We start from the raw sequence: 17,664 nt of genomic DNA, 5'->3' as shown, positions 1-17,664 counted from the left end.
CCGCTGGGTCCACCGACCCCTCCGAGCGTGGAACAATCGATCGATGCCTGTTGACCTCGCTTATGACGATCCCTCCTCCGATGTGCTGCTCGATCCCGCCACCGGCGTGCGGCGCAGCATCCTGCCCGGAGGAGTCCGGCTGCTGACCCAGACGGATCGGAGCGTGCGCAGCGCGACTATCGGTCTGTGGCTGCCGGTGGGCTCCCGTGATGAGACCCCTGCCCACGCCGGGTCGACCCACGTGCTCGAGCATCTGCTGTTCAAGGGCACCCGTCGGCGCAGCGCGATGGACATCGCGGCCGCCTTCGACGAGGTGGGCGGAGACTCCAACGCGGTCACCGCGAAGGAGCACACCCTCTACTACGGACGGGTCCGCTCCTCCGACGTGCCGATGGCCGTGGACGTCCTCACCGACATGATCACCGCGAGCACGCTCGAGGAGGATGCGCTCGTGACCGAGCGCGAGGTCATTCTCGAGGAGCTCGCGATGGCCGAGGACGACCCGAACGACGTCGGGTACGAGACGTTCCTCGCCGACGTGCTGGGACCGGACACAGCCCTCGGCCGCCCCGTCGGCGGGACCGTGGACACCGTCTCCGCGCTCGGCATCGAGGATGTGCGCGCCCACTTCCGTGAGCACTACCGGCCGGACAACCTGGTGGTCACCGCCGTCGGCGACATCGAGCACGAGGAGCTGGCCGGTCTCCTGCAGGCCGGGCTGCGACGCGGCGGCTGGAACCTCGAGGAGGGCGTGGCGCCGACGTGGCGCAGCCGCCCTGAATACTCGGTCGAGAGCGATCCGGGCATTCTCACTGATGTCTCCGCCCTGCAGCCCCACCGCCTGCACCGCCCCACCGAGCAGAACCACATCTACCTCGGGGGACACGGCCTCACCGCCCTCAGCGAGGACCGCCATGCGCTCTCGGTGCTGATGTCGATCCTCGGCGGAGGGATGTCCTCCCGCCTGTTCCAGAACGTTCGCGAGCGTCACGGACTCGCGTACTCGGTGTACTCCTTCAGCGCCGGGTACCGGGACGCCGGACTGTTCGGGTTGTACGCCGCCTGCCGGCCTTCGCGCACCACCCAGGTGGTCGAGCTGCTCGCGGAGGAGCTGGCCCGGATGGGGAGCGCGGGCATCGACGAGCAGGAGCTCGCTCGGGCGAAGGGGCAGATCACCGGGTCCTTCGCCCTCGGCCTCGAGGACACCAGCTCGAGGATGGGACGCCTGGGCACCATTGAGCTGGTCCATGGCCGCTACACCGGCGTCGACGAGACGCTCGAGCGGATCGGCCGGGTCGGGGTGGAGGATGTCCGTGCCCTCGCCGCCCGGTTCTCCGACTCCTTCAGCACCCGCGTCGAGGTCGGTCCCGAGAGCTGAGCGCCGGCACAGCCCCGTACCCCGCAGCCCGGTCCTCGAACGCCCGGACCGTTCCGTCCCTCGCCGCCCGTTCCGTCCTACGTCGCCCGTCGCCACCTTCGCCGCCCGTTCCGCCGCTTACTCAGGAGAGAACCCCATGACTGCCTCCCCGTCCCCTGCTTCGTCCTCGCAGCGTCCCACTCGGGTCGCCGTGCTGGGAGCCTCCGGCCGGATGGGTGCCGCCGCCTGTCAGGCCGTCGAGGACGCCTCCGATCTCGAGCTGGTGGCGCGCATCGGCCGTGGCGATGACCTCGCAGCGATCAGCGAGGCGAAGGCAGAGGTCGCGATCGACCTGACCGTCCCGTCGGTCACCGCGGAGAACGTGCGCTGGCTGGTGGACCACGGCATCCACGCGGTGGTCGGCACCACTGGCTGGACCGAGCAGTCGCTCGCTGCGCTGCGGGACCAGCTCGCCGAGCACTCCGAGGTCGGGGTGCTGATCGCCCCGAACTTCGCGATCGGTGCCGTGCTCGCCATGCGCTTCGCGGAGGTCGCCGCGCGCTACTACGACAGCGCCGAGATCATCGAGATGCATCACGAGAACAAGCTCGACGCCCCATCGGGCACCGCCCGTCACACTGCGGCCGCGATCGCCCGGGGCCGCGCCGCCGCCGGCCTGGGCGCGGTGCCGGATGCCACCGAGAAGGATCCGGACGGCGCACGCGGCGCGGTGATCGATGGGATCCACGTGCACGCCGTGCGCCAGCGCGGCCTGGTCGCCCACGAGGTAGTGCAGTTCGGTGGGGTGGGAGAGCAGTTCGTGCTGCGTCACGATTCCTTCGACCGCGTCAGCTTCATGCCCGGGGTGCTGCTGGGCGTGCGCGAGGTCGCCGCACATCCGGGGCTCACCGTGGGCCTGGACGGCTACATGGATCTCGGCTGAGCAGGCCCCGCCGATGAGAGAGAAGATCTTCGTCGCCGTGCTGGTGCTGATCACCGCGGCCTATGCCTGGGGTCTGGGCTGGATCGCCTGGGGCTTCGTGCGCGCCGGGAGCGCCGTGGGCTACGGCCTGGCCCTCGGCATCGGCATCCTGCTGCTGCTCACCATCTGGGTGACCTGGCGGGAGATGCTGTTCGGGATGGGCGCCGGGCGCCTGGCCCGGAGCTACGAGCCGCCGGCGGAGGCCGACGGCGACGACCCGCGTGCCGAGTTCGAGGCCGCCCGCACCGCGCTCCAGGACGGTGACGAGCAGGACTGGCGCGCCTGGTTCCGCCTCGCGCTGGCCTATGACGCGATGCGGGACCGCAAGGGTGCCCGGATGGCCACCCGTCGCGCCATCGACGAGCACCGACGCCGACCGCAGAGCACTATCGCTGATCGCTGATCGCTGATCGCTGATCGCTGATCGCTGATCGCTGACCGCTGACCGCTGAGCAACGACGCTGTCTGGGGTCGTGAGCACCGCGGCTGGCCGGGGCTCGAGCGATCGAGGTCTAGCCCCAGCCGAGCGCCCGCAGACCGGCCGCGACCGCCGCAGCCCCGACCACGACCACCAGGAACGGTGCTCGCAGGCACAGCAGCACCACCGCCGCGCCGAGGCCCGCCAGTCGCGCATCGAGCACGATGTCGCTGCCGCTGGTCGCGGTCTGCGTGGCGACCAGAGCCCCCAGCAGCGCGATCGGCAGCAGCGTCGTGATCCGGGAGACCTGCGGGCGCTCGAGCACGTCCGGGGGAGCCTGATAGCCCACCCATTTCTGTGCGAACGAGAGCACCGAGGCGGCGATCACCGCGATCCACAGCATGCTCATCGTGATCCACCTTCCGATCGTTCCTCGTCGCTCGCAGGCTCCTCAGCGGGCTCAGCGGGCTCAGCGGGCTCAGCGGGCTCAGTGTGTTCTGCGGGCTCAGCATCCGGCGCGGTGTCGACCTCGATCTCGTGGTGCACCAGGCGCCGACGCGAGGGCAGCAGCCCCGCGACCACCGCCACCAGCGCCGCGGCCAGCACAGGCAGCCCGGAGGGGAGCGCGGGGGTGGTCACCAGCGCCACGAAGGCCGCGGCCACGGCGACTGCGACCGCCTCGCCACTGCGCAGGCGCGGCCACAGCAGCGCGATGAACGCTCCCGCTGCGGCTGCATCCAGCCCCCACGCCCCCGGATCCGCGACATGCTGTCCGGCCAGTGCACCCACCAGCGAGAACAGATTCCAGAAGACGTACACCCACACACCTGCGGCCCAGAACCCGGCCCGCTTCTCCGTGGTCGTGGTGCCGCCTGCCGCCAGTGCGGCGGACTCGTCGATCGTCAGGTGCGCCCGGGCGAGGCCTCGGAAGCCGCCCTGGGGCAGGGACGGAGCCAGGATCAGTCCGTACAGGGTGTTGCGGATCCCGAGCAGCACGGCGGCCAGCGCCGCCCCGATCGCCGAGCCCCCACCGCCCACCACCCCGATGAAGGCGAACTGGCTGCCGCCGGTGAACATCACCGCCGAGAGCACCATCGCCTGCCAGACATCCAATCCGGATGCGGTGGCCAGGGCTCCGAAGGAGATGCCGTACAGGCCGGTGGCCACCCCGATCGACAGCCCGGTCCGGCGGATGGTGCGCAGACGCTCGGCGATGGCGGGGCCGGGGCTCATCGAGGTCGGTGAAGCGGTGGTCATGATGCTCGACACTCTACGGTCACCTGCGCGGATGCTGCCGTCCTGTCCCGTGATCGGTATGAGATTCTGGAGGCATGACGTCTTCTTCTGTCCCCTCCCATGCTGTCCCTTCGGAAGGGCAGGCACTGCCGATGCGCACCTCTGCGCTGCTGCTGGACATGGATGGGACCCTCATCGATTCGGGCCCGTCGGTCGAACGCTCCTGGAACCAGCTGCTGCGCGAGCTCGGCACAGATCTCACCTTCGGCGCGGAGCAGCATGGCAAGCCAGCCCGTCAGGTCCTCGGCGAGCTGCTGCCGGAGCTCGATGAGGCGGCGCTGGACGCCGCTCACCGCCGGATCGAAGAGCTCGAGATCGCCGATGTCGCGGAGATCGTCGTGCTGCCGGGCACCGAAAGGCTGCTGCGCGAGCTCGATGAGGCCGCGGCACAGATCGGTCGCGCCACCTGGACCATCGTCACCTCCTGCACCAGGCCGCTGTTCGAGGCGCGCTGGGCCCGCACCGGCCTGCCGGTCCCCGCGGGTCTCGTCACCGCCGACCAGGTCAGCAAGGGCAAGCCGGATCCCGAGCCTTACCTGCTGGGTGCTGAGCGGCTCGGCATCGATCCCGCCGACACCACCGTGATCGAGGACTCGATCGGAGGCCTGCACTCCGGTGCTGCGGCCGGATCCCGCACCATCGCGGTGACCAGCACCACGCCGGCCAGCGACCTCGCTCCGCTGGCAGATGCGCTGGTCACGTCGTTGGACGACCTCGAGCTCCGGGTCGATGGGGCCGAGCTGGTCCTCTCACGCCGCGGCAGCTGAATTTCACGTCGCGCCTGCCTCGGCGGGTCTTGACCCGTTGATAAGCTCGGGCGGCCGAACCCGGTCCGTCCGCGCGCCTGGAGTCCTCGGGTGCGTCCCTGATGCCCCTCCCTCTCTGTGCCGAGCGCCCTGACTGCGGGCGGCAGCCGTCCCCCTCGAAAGGACTCGTCCCATGTGCGGAATCGCCGGTACCTACGGATTCGGTGCTGACACCGAGGACATCGCCCGCCGGATGAGCGGCGCGCTGGCCCATCGCGGTCCCGACGGCGAAGGACTCTTCGTCGACGACCAGACCGGGCTGGCCCATCGCCGACTGGCCATCATCGACCGTGAGCACGGCGCTCAGCCGATGACCACGGCGGATGGCCGCTACACGATCATCTACAACGGTGAGACCTACAACTACCTCGACCTGCGCTCCGAGCTCGAGGGCCTCGGCCACGTCTTCCGGACCGACTCCGACACCGAGGTGCTGCTCGAGGCACACGCGGAGTGGGGCACTTCCGCCTACGACCGCTTCAACGGCATGTTCGCCTTCGCGATCCATGACGCGCACACCGGCACCGTCACGGTCGCTCGCGACCACTTCGGCATCAAGCCCCTCTACTACTGGGTCGACCCCGCCACCGGCACGGGCACAGATGCTGGCACCCCCAGAGTCGTCTTCGGCTCCGAGATCCGCTCGCTCCTGGCAGCCCGCGTGTTCGAGGCCGCGCCGGATGACCGCGCGGTCTACCGCTACCTGAAGTTCCGCGTCCAGGACGACGACTCCCAGACCTTCTTCGCGGGCGTGAACCGGCTGATGGCCGGTGAGGTGCTGGAGATCAGCGCCGACGGCACCGCGACCTCCTCCTTCACCCGGCTCAAGGACGAGCTGCGCGAGATCGCCGCGCGTCCCAGCCGCCCGTACGACCAGCAGGTAGTGGACGAGTACCGCGAGCGCTTCCAGGAGTCGGTGCGCCTGCGCCTGCAGTCCGAGGTGCCCGTGGGCACCTCGCTCTCCGGTGGCCTGGACTCCTCCGCGGTCGCCGCCGTGATCGCCCGCCAGCTGCGCGAGCAGCCCGAGGACGAGCGCTACAGCGCCGTCGGCACCCGGCAGAACACCTTCTCGGCGGTCTTCCCGAACTCCTCGAACGATGAGGAGCGCTATGTCGACGCGCTGCTGGAGGAGAACCGCGGGCAGATCACCGCCCACAAGATCCTGCCCCAGCCTGCGGCCTTCCTCGAGGACCTGCACGACTTCGTGCGCACCCAGGAGGAGCCGATCATCTCCACCGGCCCGTACGCGCAGTACGCGGTGATGCGCGAGGCCAGCAAGCACGTCACCGTGCTGCTGGACGGCCAGGGCGCCGACGAGATGATGGCCGGGTACAACCCGTACTTCTATGTCTACCTGCGCCAGCTGCGCCGCCAGAAGCGCTTCAAGGAGCTTGCGAGCGAGGTCGTCGGCTCCCGCGACATCCTCCGCAAGCTCGCCCGCACCAAGTTCTCCGGCCGCACCTCGGTGCCGATCGAGGCGCTGCTGAACTCCGGCTTCGTCGCCGAGCACAGCCACGAGAAGGTCACCTCGATCCAGGACGACCTCAAGGAGCGACTGCTCGAGGACACCTTCAAGGCCTCCCTGCCGTCGCTGCTGCGCTACGAGGACAAGAACACGATGCGCTTCAGCATCGAGGGTCGCGTCCCCTTCGTGGACAAGGAGCTGCTGAAGTTCCTGTTCTCCCTCGACGAGTCCGCGATCATCCACGACGGCTGGAACAAGCGGATCCTGCGCGAGTCGATGGACGGGATCCTCCCCGACATGATCTCCAAGCGCCGCAACAAGATCGGCTTCACCACCCCCGAGGGGGAGTGGTTCCGCACGATCGCGCCGGAGCTTCGAGACGTGTTCGCCTCGGCATCCTTCGCCTCGCGTCCCTACTTCGACGCCCCCAGCGTGCTGGCGCTGTTCGACGACTACATCGCCCACCCCGAGAACCACGGCACGCTGATGTTCTGGCGCCTGCTGAACGTCGAGCTGTGGATGCGCACCTTCTTCGACGATGCCGAGGGCGCCACCCTCGCGCTCGGCGGCTCCGCGCAGACCGGTGCCCAGGCCGCTCCGGCCGCGCCCGTCCCGGTGGTCGACCTCGACGAGGTCGAGGAGACCGAGACTCCGAAGAGCGACTACGTCGCCAATCCTGACAAGCAGCTCGACCTCGTCTCCGCGACAGACCGTCACAGCTGGCGTCGACTGCCGCTGCAGACCGAGCTGGTGGCTCGCGGCGACGACATCGAGGGACTCGCACGTGAGCGTGTCGAGAGCTTCGCCGCCGGGCTCCCCGCTGACGTCGTGCCCGCCGGGGCACCCTGGTACTTCGTGGTCAGCGAGAAGATCATCGCGATCGCGCAGGGCCGCTCCTGGTTCACCTGGGAGGTCAAGCCCCGCCGCTCGGCGAAGGTGCTCAGCCGTTTCGTGACGCGCACGCCGGCCGGGATCGGCCTGGGCGACCCCACCACGATGGAGCTCGCGATCCGCGAGGTCGGACTGCCCCGGGTGCTCGCGGCGTCCGCCGCAGGTGCCGCGGGCAAGGTGATCGGCCGGAAGGGTCTGTTCTACGAGGTCGTCGGCGCGAACGTGCGGGCGATCGACGGACCGACCCCCTACTCGGCCTTCCCCTCGAACGTCTCCGCCAAGCTGCCGCCGAAGGATCCGGATGCGGTCTCCGCACGGATCTCCGCAGCGATCCGCAGCGCGGACATCCCCGCCGAGCTGCGCGAGAGCTTCGTGGGAACCGTGGTGATGGATGCCAACGACATCGGACGCAACGTCCTGGGCTCCGACGTGTCGACGCCGCACGAGCACCTCGAGGCGACCTTCGCGGACAACCCGCTCGGCCAGGGCCGTCAGCGCACCCCGCTGGCGATCCTCGTCGACCTCGGCATCGCGTCACAGCACTGAGCAGCCGCGGGCCTGGTCTAGGCTCCGGGCAGCAGAACATTCTCGGGAGGAGACCATGACCAGCACCGAAACGCGCTCTGCGCGACCGTTCGGCGCGGTGGGGACCGCGATGGTCACCCCGCTCACCGAGGACGGCCACGGCGTGGACCTGGAGTCCGCGCAGAAGCTGGCCGACCATGTGGCCCGGCACGGCAACGACATGATCGTGGTCTCCGGCACCACCGGGGAGGCGCCCACCCTCACTGACGTCGAGAAGCTCGAGCTGGCTCGCGCGGTGAGGGATGCCGTCGGCCCCGAGGTCACCGTGGTCGCAGGGGTCGGCACCTACGACACCGCCCACTCGATCGACCTCGCGCGGGAGCACGCCAAGCTCGGGATCGACGGGCTGCTGGTCGTCACCCCGTACTACTCCAAGCCCAGCCAGGCCGGGATCATCGCGCACACCACCGCGATCGCGGATTCCACGGACCTGCCGGTGATGCTCTATGACATCCCGGGCCGCACCGGCACCCCGCTGAGCTTCGAAACCCTGCTGCGCCTCGGCGAGAACCCGCGGATCCTCGCAGTGAAGGACGCCAAGGCTGATCTGCAGCAGGCGAGCCGGGTCATGGCGCAGACGGACCTCGTCTACTACTCCGGCGAGGACGGGCTGAACCTGCCCTGGATGTCCATCGGCGCTGCCGGGATGGTGTCCGTGGTCGGCCAGGTCGCCGGCGATCTCGAGCGGGAGATGGTCGAGGCCGTGGATCGGGACGATCTGCCCGCCGCGCTCGCCGCGCACCGCGCGCTGGTCCCGGTGGTCGAAGCGATCATGAACCACATGCCCGGTGCCGTGGCCGCGAAGGCCGCACTCCACCTGCAGGGCGTGCTGCCGCATGCTGCGATGCGCGGCCCGCACGTCCCGGCCGACACCGACCAGCTGCGCATGCTCTCGGACGCACTGGACGCCGCTGGCCTGCTCTGAGCAGAATCACCCCTCTGACCAGCGCGGAGCTGCCGATGTCCACTGCCTTCTCCCAGCGTCCCGACCTGCCGCCGGAGCTCGAGCCCGGCACTCTGCGGATCACGCCGCTCGGCGGGCTCGGAGACGTCGGCCGCAATATGACCGTCCTCGAGTTCGACGGGCGTCTGCTGATCGTCGACTGCGGAGTGCTCTTCCCCGAGGACTCCCAGCCCGGCGTCGACCTGATCCTCCCCGACTTCGATCTCATCGCCGATCGCCTGGCCGACGTCGAGGCGATCATCCTGACCCACGGCCATGAGGACCACATCGGGGCGGTGCCCTACCTGCTGCGGCGGCGGCCCGACATCCCCCTGGTGGGCAGCAGGCTCACGCTCGCCTTCCTCGAGGCGAAGCTGAAGGAGCACAGGATCCGTCCCGTCACCACCGTGGTGGCGGAAGGACAGCAGCTGGACTTCGGGCCCTTCGACTGCGAGTTCGTAGCGGTCAACCACTCGATCCCCGACGCCCTCGCGGTGCACGTGGCCACCCCGGCCGGCACGGTGCTCCACACAGGCGACTTCAAGATGGACCAGCTGCCGCTCGATGGCAGGATCACCGATCTGCGCGCCTTCGCCCGGCTCGGCGAGGCCGGCGTGGACCTTTTCATGACGGACTCCACCAATGCGGAGGTCCCGGGGTTCACCGTCGGGGAGCAGGAGATCGGCCCCACCCTCGAGGCGATCTTCGCCCGCGCCCGGCAGAAGATCGTGGTCGCGTCCTTCTCCAGCCACGTCCACCGTGTTCAGCAGGTGCTGGACGCCGCCGCGCGCCATGGCCGCAGAGTCGCCTTCGTCGGCCGTTCGATGGTGCGGAACATGGGCATCGCCGCCGAGCTCGGCTACCTCCACGTCCCGCCGGACACGATCATCGACGCGAAACAGATCGGCAGCCTCCCCGAGGAACAGGTCGTGCTGATGTGCACCGGCAGCCAGGGCGAGCCGATGGCGGCGCTGGGACGCATCGCGAAGGGCGACCACCAGGTGAGCGTGGGCCCGGGTGACGTCGTCATCCTCGCCTCGTCCCTCATCCCGGGCAACGAGAACTCCGTGTTCCGGGTGATCAACGGGCTGATGGCGCTCGGCGCCGAGGTGATCCACAAGGGCTCCGCCACGGTCCACACCTCAGGGCACGCCAGCGCCGGGGAGCTGCTGTACTGCTACAACATCGTGCGGCCCCGCAACGTGATGCCGATCCATGGCGAGGTGCGCCATCTCATCGCGAACGGGAAGCTCGCCGAGTTCACCGGGGTCCCGCGCGAGCGGATCGTGCTGGCCCAGGACGGACATGTCATCGATCTGAAGAACGGCATCGCCGCCACGGTCGGCGCGGTGCCGAACAGCTATGTGTATGTGGACGGCTCGAGCGTCGGCGAGATCTCCGAGGCCGACCTCCAAGACCGTCGCACGCTCGGGGGTGAGGGCTTCATCTCTCTGTTCGCCGTGGTCAGTGCCGAGACTGGAGCGCTGATCGTCGGGCCGGAGATCCACATCCGTGGGATGGCCGAGGACCACGGCGTCTTCGAGGAGATCCGGCCGGAGATCGTCGCGGCGCTGGAGAACGCGATCGCAGAGCAGTCCGAGCGCAGGGACACCTATCGGCTGCAGCAGGTGATGCGTCGGGTGGTGGGACGCTATGTCTCCCGGCGATTGCGGCGACGACCGATGATCGTCCCCGTCGTCATCGAGTCCTGACCCTCCCGTCCGGGGCGAGCCGGCTCTGAGACCGCCCGTGTGACGAGGCCGGGGGCCCCGCCTCCCGAGTGCGGGGTGGCGCGGAATGTAGCATCGGGCTCATGGCGACACGTACGTCTTCCCCCGCACGTGCGTCGAAAGGCTCCTCTCGGACCGCTGCTGCCGGCACCTCGCGCACCACCGGCTCCGGGGCGAACGACCCCTCGACGCTCCCTCTGCCGGTGCGCGCTGTGCGCTCCGGCTATCTGGCGATCGCTCGCATGGTCGGCGGAATGATCCGCTCGATCGGCGTGCAGCGATGGGAGGTCGCCCCTGAGCAGCGACGTGACGGCTATGCGCTGTTCCTCCTGCTCATCGCGATCCTGGTCGCCGTCGTCGAATGGTGGCAGTCCACGGGACCGGTGCTCGGTGCCGTGCACACCGCGGTGGCCGGCACCTTCGGGATCTCCTCGATGGTGATCCCGCTGCTGGCCGCCGGCTGGTCCCTGCGCATGTTCCGACGCCCGGATCAGGTGCGCGCCAACTCCCGCATCGCGATCGGCATCGCGATCCTGCTCACCGCGATCTCGGCGATCGCCTCGGTCTCGGCACGGCTGCCCGCTCCGGCGGACGGAATCGACGCGCTTGCCCGCGGGGGAGGGGTGCTGGGCTTCCTGGCCGCCGCCCCGCTCGAGGCGCTCCTCCCGCCGGTCGCGGTGGTCGTCATCCACTCACTCCTGATCGCCTTCGGGATCCTCGTGCTCACCGCCACCCCGGTCGAGTCGATCCCCTCGCGCCTGCGCGACGTCTACGACGTCGCCGTGGGCCGCAGCGAGGAGGAGGACGCGGAGCGGGTCGCCTTCGGGCTGCGCCCCCGCCGGGTGGACCCCGCGATGCACGAGCAGGCGACCGAGGCCCAGACCACCGGCAGGCCCCGCCGTCGCAGCCGTCGGGAGAAGGCCGAAGCGGCCGAGCGCGATCACGAGAACTTCGGCTACGTCGGCGACGAGGCCTTCGAACAGGGCGTGGACGAGGACGCCGCGACGGCGGCGACGGCGAAGAAGAAGAGCCGCCGCACCGCCCAGCGCCGCAGCGCCCCCGCCGACGCCGCGGATGTCTACGACGTGGTCGAGGACGAGAACCACCGCGCCAAGACCTTCCCGGGCAAGGGCGCGGCGGGCCCCGATGCCACGACGCCGCTGCCTTCGGCCGCGAAGTCCGCCGCCGCCAGGACCACCCCGACCAAGGCTGTGCCGACCAAGCCGGCACAGGAGGAGAAGGCGGAGCTGGTCCCGCCACCGATGGGCGACCTTCCCCGCGCCGGCGAACAGCTGGAGCTCGCCGGAGACATCGTCTACACGCTGCCGGACTCCTCCTTCCTGCTGGAGGGTCCGCCCCACAAGACCCGCTCCGAGGCCAACGACCATGTGGTCGCCGCACTCGGCGAGGTCTTCGAGCAGTTCAACGTCAATGCCGAGGTGGTCGGCTTCTCCCGTGGTCCCACGGTGACCCGCTACGAGGTCGAGCTCGCTCCGGGCACCAAGGTCGAGAAGGTCACGGCCCTGGACAAGAACATCTCCTACGCCGTGGCCAGCGCCGACGTGCGGATCCTCTCGCCGATCCCCGGCAAGAAGGCCATCGGCATCGAGATCCCCAACACCGACCGCGAGACGGTCGCGCTGGGCGACGTGCTGCGCAGCTCCGTGGCGCGCCGCAACGAGCACCCGCTGGTGATGGGCGTGGGCAAGGACGTCGAGGGCGGCTACGTCGTCGCGAACCTCGCCAAGATGCCCCACCTGCTCGTCGCCGGTGCCACCGGAGCCGGCAAGTCCAGCTTCGTGAACTCCATGATCACCTCCATCCTGATGCGTTCCACGCCGGAGGAGGTGCGGATGGTGCTGGTGGACCCCAAGCGCGTCGAACTCACCATCTACGAGGGCATCCCGCACCTGATCACTCCGATCATCACCAACCCGAAGAAGGCCGCCGAAGCCCTCGAGTGGGTCGTCAAGGAGATGGACGCCCGCTACGACGACCTCGCCGCCTTCGGGTTCAAGCACCTCGACGACTTCAACAAGGCCGTCCGGGCCGGAGAGGTGAAGCTGCCCGCCGGCAGCGAGCGCCGCCTCGCCCCGTACCCCTACCTGCTGGTCGTGGTCGACGAGCTCGCGGACCTGATGATGGTCGCCCCGCGCGACGTCGAGGCGTCGATCCAGCGCATCACGCAGCTCGCACGAGCTGCCGGGATCCACCTGATCCTGGCCACCCAGCGCCCCTCGGTCGACGTCGTCACCGGCATCATCAAAGCCAATGTGCCCAGCCGTCTCGCCTTCGCGACCTCGTCGCTGCAGGACTCCCGGGTCATCCTCGACTCCGTCGGCGCCGAGAAGCTGATCGGTCAGGGCGACGCCCTGTTCCACCCGATGGGCAAGGCCAAGCCGATGCGTGTTCAGGGCGCCTGGGTCAACGAGTCCGAGATCCACAAGGTCGTCGACCACGTCAAGACCCAGATGAAGCCCAACTATCGCGAGGACGTCCAGGTCGTCGCGGCCAAGAAGCAGATCGACGACGACATCGGCGACGATCTCGACGTCCTGCTGCAGGCAGCGGAGCTCGTGGTCACCACCCAGTTCGGCTCCACCTCGATGCTGCAGCGCAAGCTCCGGGTGGGCTTCGCGAAGGCTGGTCGCCTGATGGATCTGCTCGAGTCCCGCGAGATCGTGGGCCCCTCCGAGGGATCCAAGGCCCGCGACGTGCTGGTCCATCCCGACGAGCTCGGCACCGCCATCGCCCGCATCCGCGGCGAGGACGTCCCGGCGGATGGCGAGGATGAGCCCTATGCCGCCGATCAGGCCGTCGACCTCGAACAGGAGGATCCGGAGCCGGTCGCCGAGGGTCACGGCGGGGATGATCGCTACGCGAACGATCCGCTGGCCGATGACGGCTCCGAGCCCGCGATCGACTATCACGATGACGGGGACGAGGAGCAGAGCGAGGACGTCTGGAGCCTCACCGGCCGCTGAGCCGGCGAGCGACCCCGCAAGCCACTCCGTTCACTCGCCCCGCCGTCCACCCACCCCGCCGTCCGCCCACCTCACCAGCGATCGTTCAGCCTCGACCGCCCACCTCCACCTTCAGCCCGCATCACCGATGCGGACCCCGCCCCACAGCCAGGAGCCCCGATGACCACCCCGCGCACCGAAGAGGTCCCGCTCTGGAACATCGCCAACATCCTCACCATGGTGAGGTGTGCGATGGTCCCGCTGCTGGTGGTGCTCGCGATCCTGTACGCAGACTCGGTGCCCGGCAGATTGCTGGTCGCCGGAGTGTTCGTGCTCGCGATGATCACGGACTTCGCGGACGGCTATCTCGCGCGCAGCCGGAACCTGATCACCGACTTCGGCAAGATCATGGACCCGATCGCAGACAAGGCGATGACCGGGGCAGCGCTGATCATGCTCTCGGTGTGGGAGTACGTGCCGTGGTGGATGACAATCCTGATCCTGGTGCGCGAGTTCGGCATCACGATCATGCGCTTCACGATCCTCAAGTACGGGGCGCTGCCGGCGAACATGGCCGGCAAGGCCAAGACGATGGTCCAGACCATCGCCATCACCTTCTGCCTGATCCCCTTCGAATTGTGGTGGACCCCGGCCCGCTGGATCGGCCTCGCGCTGGTGCTCCTGGCCGTGGTGCTGACCGTCTGGTCCGGAGTCGTCAACCTCAAGGACGGCCTGCGGCTGCGTCGTGAGGCCCTGGCCGGGAACGCATGAGCACGTCGCCGGGCTCGTCGTCGCACGACGCAGCCGTCCAAGGGGGAGACACCGGGAGCGGCGCTGGAACCGCTGGCCGGAACGGGAACGGGACCGGGTCCGGCAGCAAGGGTGAACGACCCGTCGATCCTGCCTCCCTCATCGCCCGCGCCTCCGCACGGGGATGGTGGATCGCGACCGCCGAGTCGCTGACGGCCGGCGGACTGGTGGCCCGCCTGGTGGACGCGCCCGGGGCCAGTGCGGCGATCGCCGGGGGAGCGGCCTGCTATTCCTACGAGGCCAAGACCCGTGTGCTCGGGATCGACCCTGACCTGCTCTCCGCCACCGGTGCGGTGACTGCAGAGGTCGCGACCGCGATGGCGGAAGGAGCGCTCAGCCTGTACGGCGCCGATATCGCCGTGTCCACCACCGGGGTGGCGGGCCCCGGCCCTGACGAGAGGGGGGTCGCCCAGGGCACGGTGTTCCTGGGCCTCGCCCAGCGCGGCGCGAGAACCGTGACCCGTGAACTCCGTCTCAGCGGGGGGAGAGCCCAGATCCGGTCCCGGACCGTCGATGCCGCACTCGTGCTGCTGGACGAGGCGCTCGCGGAGCAGCAGCCGCCCAGCTCAGCCAGTCAGCGCTGATCGCTCCTCCCCATCGTCCCGCCATGCACACCCTCCAGGGAATGATCGGGCGTGGCCCACTACACTCTGGGGAACAGTTTCTCGGGTGCGGGCGTTGTGCCTTCTGTGATGACATCGACGTACCGCATTCCCGAGGTGCACCATCAGTTCACCCACAGTCAGAGGAAAGGAGGCAGGTCCATGATTCTGTTCCGCCAGGAGCTGGGAGACGTGCTGCGCGACGCGCGCCGTACCCAGGGCCGCACGCTTCGGCAGGTATCCTCCGACGCCCGTGTGTCACTGGGCTATCTCAGTGAGATCGAGCGCGGCCAGAAGGAGGCCTCCAGCGAGCTGCTGGTCTCCGTGACCGATGCGCTCGGTCTCCCGTTGTCCTTCGTGCTGCGCGAGGTGTCCGAGAGGATCGCGATCGCTGAGCAGGTGACGATCCCCGATACCGTCCCCGAGGGTCTGGTCGACGGCACGAAGCCGCTGGTCGGCGCTCGCTGAGGTGCGACGCAGCGAGTTCACCGAGCTGGCCGACCATGTCTTCGGGCCGGCACTCGCACGCATATACACCCAGGACCTCGTGCTCGAGGAGATCGGCGGACTGACCGCCGAGCAGGCTCTCGAGCACGGGGTCCCCGTGCGTTCGGTGTGGGCAGCCCTGTGCGATGCCATGGACGTCCCCGACTCCGCGCGGTGGGAGATCCCGCTCGCGCAGCGGCGGCGCTGAGCAGGCCCGAGCTCTCGAGCAGATCCGTTCACGACACACCGCACGACACGCCGCGATCTGGTTCGCGTTCGAACGTCTGTTCGGTAGTCTGTTCCTCGACGGTCCTCCCAGCACCCGCTCCACACACCGACCTCTCCTCCCCAGCGCCCCTCCATCCACAGGGGTCACGGACAGCGGTCGAATGTCGGGGTCGGCGCCTAGTGTGGCCGCACTGGTCACCGCGTCGGTACTCCCGGCCCTCAGGAAGGAACAAGCACATGGCTGCACCGAAGTCATCCAAGCCCCCGGTCACGAAGTCGTCCGCAAAGGACCGCAGCTCCTCGCTCGACAGCGCACTCGCGCAGATCGATCGGCAGTTCGGCAAGGGCTCGATCATGCGCCTGGGCGACGACACCCGCCCGCCGGTCGAGGTCATCCCCACCGGCTCGGTGGCGCTGGACGCAGCATTGGGTATCGGCGGTCTGCCCCGCGGGCGCATCGTGGAGATCTACGGCCCGGAGTCCTCCGGCAAGACCACGCTCGCCCTCCACGCCGTGGCCAACGCGCAGCGCAACGGCGGCATCGCGGCTTTCATCGATGCCGAGCATGCGATGGATCCGGAGTACGCGAAGAAGCTCGGCGTCGACACCGACGCACTGCTGGTCTCCCAGCCGGACACCGGTGAGCAGGCCCTGGAGATCACCGACATGCTGATCCGCTCCGGCGCACTGGACATCGTCGTCATCGACTCGGTCGCCGCACTGGTGCCCAAGGCAGAGATCGAAGGCGAGATGGGCGACTCGCACGTCGGCCTGCAGGCTCGCCTGATGTCGCAGGCGCTGCGCAAGCTCACCGGTGCGCTCTCCGCCTCGGGCACCACCGCGATCTTCATCAACCAGCTGCGCGAGAAGATCGGCGTGTTCTTCGGCAGCCCGGAGACCACCACCGGTGGCAAGGCGCTGAAGTTCTATGCCTCGGTGCGTATGGACATCCGCCGCATCGAGACTCTCAAGACCGGCACCGACGCCGTGGGCAACCGCACCCGGGTCAAGGTCGTGAAGAACAAGATGGCTCCGCCCTTCAAGCAGGCCGAGTTCGACATCCTCTACGGCGAGGGGATCTCCCGCGAAGGCGGCCTGATCGACCTCGGCGTCGAGCACGGCCTGGTCCGCAAGTCCGGTGCCTGGTTCACCTATGAGGGGGATCAGCTGGGGCAGGGCAAGGAGAACTCCCGACAGTTCCTCAAGGACAATCCGGACCTGGCCGCGGAGATCGAGGAGAAGATCCTCCGCACCCTCGGAGTGGGCAAGTACGCCGCCGAGCCCGAGGCGCCGGCGACCGAGGCTCCCCTCGGCGAGGACGAGTTCCTCGACGAGGATGTCCCCGCCACGATCTGATCGATGGCACCTCAGCACGCACGCGGCGGGGGCGCCCGCCCCCCCCGCGCCCGCGGCGCCCCGGGTGGCCCCAAGACCACAACCCCCCCCCCCGCCCCGGGGGGGCGGCCCCCCAACCGGCGGCGCCAACGCACCCAGGAGATTCTGGACCGTCCCCGCCCCGTCGTGGACCCCGAGCACGCCGAGCGTGAACGGGCCGTGGTCCACGAATGCCGGTACCTGATGCGACTGCTGTCCACACGCCGCCGGTCAGCTGGCGAAATGCGGGAGCGCCTCACCCAGCGGGAAGTCCCGGGGGCGATCGCCCATGAGGCGATGGCCCGCATCGACCGGGCCGGCCTGATCGACGATGCCGTTTTCGCCCACGAGTGGGTCCAGCAGAGGCGGGTATTGCGGGCCCTGGGGGATGAGGCGCTGCGCCGCGAGCTCGAGAAGAAGCGCGTCGCGACCGAGCTTATCGAGGAGGCACTGTCCTCCGTCCAGGACTCCGGTGATGAGGAGCAGCGCTGCCGGGACCTGGTGCAGTCCAGGATCGGCCATCGGGACCGTGAGCAGCTGCGCACCGAACGCGACGGCGCCCACCGCCGACGGCTCTCACGGCGGCTGGATGCCCTGCTCACCCGCAAGGGGTACCCGGGCAGCCTCGCGATCCACGTGATCTCCGCAGAGCTCCGTGCTGCCGCGCAGGAGCCGGCGGACTGAGCCTGGCGACCCGAGGGGGGACCGCGTCGCCCGCCGACCTCCTC

General features: G+C 69.4%; 16 protein-coding genes. 14 read left to right on the top strand and 2 right to left on the bottom strand.

The features are described 5' to 3' along the window. The first annotated feature begins 43 nt into the window (after positions 1-43). The 3 genes from ACTH43_RS03580 to ACTH43_RS03570 all read left to right on the top strand — a co-directional run bounded on the left by ACTH43_RS03580 (position 44) and on the right by ACTH43_RS03570 (position 2,742). Entirely contained in the window at positions 44-1,378 is a 1,335-nt protein-coding gene (locus ACTH43_RS03580) for a M16 family metallopeptidase (RefSeq protein ID WP_441443556.1), read from the top strand. Positions 1,379-1,514: 136 nt separating this feature from the next. Beyond that, positions 1,515-2,300, top strand: a complete 786-nt coding sequence (gene dapB, locus ACTH43_RS03575; protein ID WP_441443555.1) for a 4-hydroxy-tetrahydrodipicolinate reductase — start codon at positions 1,515-1,517, stop codon at positions 2,298-2,300. A gap of 13 nt (positions 2,301-2,313) precedes the next feature. Continuing rightward, entirely contained in the window at positions 2,314-2,742 is a 429-nt protein-coding gene (locus tag ACTH43_RS03570; RefSeq protein WP_441443554.1) for a hypothetical protein, read from the top strand. Between the two features lie 109 nt (positions 2,743-2,851). Here ACTH43_RS03570 and ACTH43_RS03565 read toward each other — a convergent pair whose 3' ends face one another. Then, positions 2,852-3,166, bottom strand: a complete 315-nt coding sequence (locus ACTH43_RS03565; RefSeq protein WP_441443553.1) for an AzlD domain-containing protein — start codon at positions 3,164-3,166, stop codon at positions 2,852-2,854. Then, positions 3,163-4,014 (bottom strand): AzlC family ABC transporter permease, encoded by an 852-nt coding sequence (locus ACTH43_RS03560; RefSeq protein ID WP_441443552.1) that lies wholly within the window; start codon positions 4,012-4,014, stop codon positions 3,163-3,165. Before ACTH43_RS03560 ends, ACTH43_RS03565 begins: the two co-directional genes overlap by 4 nt. Before the next feature lie 74 nt (positions 4,015-4,088). Here ACTH43_RS03560 and ACTH43_RS03555 point away from each other — a divergent pair, with 74 nt between their 5' ends. The 11 genes from ACTH43_RS03555 to ACTH43_RS03505 all read left to right on the top strand — a co-directional run bounded on the left by ACTH43_RS03555 (position 4,089) and on the right by ACTH43_RS03505 (position 17,620). After that, positions 4,089-4,820 (top strand): HAD-IA family hydrolase, encoded by a 732-nt coding sequence (locus ACTH43_RS03555; RefSeq protein ID WP_441443551.1) that lies wholly within the window; start codon positions 4,089-4,091, stop codon positions 4,818-4,820. A gap of 172 nt (positions 4,821-4,992) precedes the next feature. Further along, positions 4,993-7,761 carry an asparagine synthase (glutamine-hydrolyzing) gene (gene asnB / locus ACTH43_RS03550; RefSeq protein WP_441443550.1) on the top strand — a complete coding sequence of 923 codons (2,769 nt, stop codon included), beginning with the start codon at positions 4,993-4,995 and terminating at the stop codon, positions 7,759-7,761. 55 nt (positions 7,762-7,816) lie between these two features. Next, positions 7,817-8,725 carry a 4-hydroxy-tetrahydrodipicolinate synthase gene (gene dapA, locus ACTH43_RS03545; protein WP_441443549.1) on the top strand — a complete coding sequence of 303 codons (909 nt, stop codon included), beginning with the start codon at positions 7,817-7,819 and terminating at the stop codon, positions 8,723-8,725. Positions 8,726-8,760: 35 nt separating this feature from the next. After that, a complete protein-coding gene (locus ACTH43_RS03540; RefSeq protein ID WP_441443548.1) occupies positions 8,761-10,455 on the top strand; it encodes a ribonuclease J in 1,695 nt (564 codons plus the stop codon). A gap of 101 nt (positions 10,456-10,556) precedes the next feature. After that, a complete protein-coding gene (locus ACTH43_RS03535; RefSeq protein WP_441443547.1) occupies positions 10,557-13,457 on the top strand; it encodes a DNA translocase FtsK 4TM domain-containing protein in 2,901 nt (966 codons plus the stop codon). 159 nt (positions 13,458-13,616) lie between these two features. Then, entirely contained in the window at positions 13,617-14,207 is a 591-nt protein-coding gene (gene pgsA, locus ACTH43_RS03530) for a CDP-diacylglycerol--glycerol-3-phosphate 3-phosphatidyltransferase (protein WP_441443546.1), read from the top strand. Further along, positions 14,204-14,830, top strand: coding sequence for a CinA family protein (locus ACTH43_RS03525; RefSeq protein ID WP_441443545.1), 627 nt, complete (start codon positions 14,204-14,206; stop codon positions 14,828-14,830). Before pgsA ends, ACTH43_RS03525 begins: the two co-directional genes overlap by 4 nt. A 180-nt stretch (positions 14,831-15,010) precedes the next feature. Next, positions 15,011-15,316, top strand: coding sequence for a helix-turn-helix domain-containing protein (locus tag ACTH43_RS03520; RefSeq protein ID WP_441443544.1), 306 nt, complete (start codon positions 15,011-15,013; stop codon positions 15,314-15,316). A 1-nt stretch (position 15,317) separates the two neighbouring features. Continuing rightward, on the top strand, positions 15,318-15,542 hold the full coding sequence (locus tag ACTH43_RS03515) for a DUF3046 domain-containing protein (RefSeq protein WP_441443543.1): 225 nt from the start codon (positions 15,318-15,320) through the stop codon (positions 15,540-15,542). Positions 15,543-15,799: 257 nt separating this feature from the next. Continuing rightward, on the top strand, positions 15,800-16,918 hold the full coding sequence (recA, locus tag ACTH43_RS03510) for a recombinase RecA (RefSeq protein WP_441443542.1): 1,119 nt from the start codon (positions 15,800-15,802) through the stop codon (positions 16,916-16,918). Between the two features lie 3 nt (positions 16,919-16,921). After that, on the top strand, positions 16,922-17,620 hold the full coding sequence (locus ACTH43_RS03505) for a regulatory protein RecX (protein ID WP_441443541.1): 699 nt from the start codon (positions 16,922-16,924) through the stop codon (positions 17,618-17,620). Positions 17,621-17,664: the final 44 nt, after the last annotated feature.

It is taken from the genome of Brachybacterium sp. (assembly GCF_052095815.1).
Taxonomy (GTDB): Bacteria; Actinomycetota; Actinomycetes; order Actinomycetales; family Dermabacteraceae; genus Brachybacterium.
Note: the sequence above shows the minus strand (reverse complement) of the source record. Positions and strands in the feature narration are given on the sequence as shown.

Excerpts from the sequence above, each read along its gene's own strand:
- ACTH43_RS03580 (WP_441443556.1), top strand. The coding sequence starts at position 44 with ATGCCTGTTGACCTCGCTTATGACGATCCCTCCTCCGATGTGCTGCTC.
- dapB (WP_441443555.1), top strand. The coding sequence starts at position 1,515 with ATGACTGCCTCCCCGTCCCCTGCTTCGTCCTCGCAGCGTCCCACTCGG.
- ACTH43_RS03570 (WP_441443554.1), top strand. The coding sequence starts at position 2,314 with ATGAGAGAGAAGATCTTCGTCGCCGTGCTGGTGCTGATCACCGCGGCC.
- ACTH43_RS03565 (WP_441443553.1), bottom strand. The coding sequence starts at position 3,166 with ATGAGCATGCTGTGGATCGCGGTGATCGCCGCCTCGGTGCTCTCGTTC.
- ACTH43_RS03560 (WP_441443552.1), bottom strand. The coding sequence starts at position 4,014 with ATGACCACCGCTTCACCGACCTCGATGAGCCCCGGCCCCGCCATCGCC.
- ACTH43_RS03555 (WP_441443551.1), top strand. The coding sequence starts at position 4,089 with ATGACGTCTTCTTCTGTCCCCTCCCATGCTGTCCCTTCGGAAGGGCAG.
- asnB (WP_441443550.1), top strand. The coding sequence starts at position 4,993 with ATGTGCGGAATCGCCGGTACCTACGGATTCGGTGCTGACACCGAGGAC.
- dapA (WP_441443549.1), top strand. The coding sequence starts at position 7,817 with ATGACCAGCACCGAAACGCGCTCTGCGCGACCGTTCGGCGCGGTGGGG.
- ACTH43_RS03540 (WP_441443548.1), top strand. The coding sequence starts at position 8,761 with ATGTCCACTGCCTTCTCCCAGCGTCCCGACCTGCCGCCGGAGCTCGAG.
- ACTH43_RS03535 (WP_441443547.1), top strand. The coding sequence starts at position 10,557 with ATGGCGACACGTACGTCTTCCCCCGCACGTGCGTCGAAAGGCTCCTCT.
- pgsA (WP_441443546.1), top strand. The coding sequence starts at position 13,617 with ATGACCACCCCGCGCACCGAAGAGGTCCCGCTCTGGAACATCGCCAAC.
- ACTH43_RS03525 (WP_441443545.1), top strand. The coding sequence starts at position 14,204 with ATGAGCACGTCGCCGGGCTCGTCGTCGCACGACGCAGCCGTCCAAGGG.
- ACTH43_RS03520 (WP_441443544.1), top strand. The coding sequence starts at position 15,011 with ATGATTCTGTTCCGCCAGGAGCTGGGAGACGTGCTGCGCGACGCGCGC.
- recA (WP_441443542.1), top strand. The coding sequence starts at position 15,800 with ATGGCTGCACCGAAGTCATCCAAGCCCCCGGTCACGAAGTCGTCCGCA.
- ACTH43_RS03505 (WP_441443541.1), top strand. The coding sequence starts at position 16,922 with ATGGCACCTCAGCACGCACGCGGCGGGGGCGCCCGCCCCCCCCGCGCC.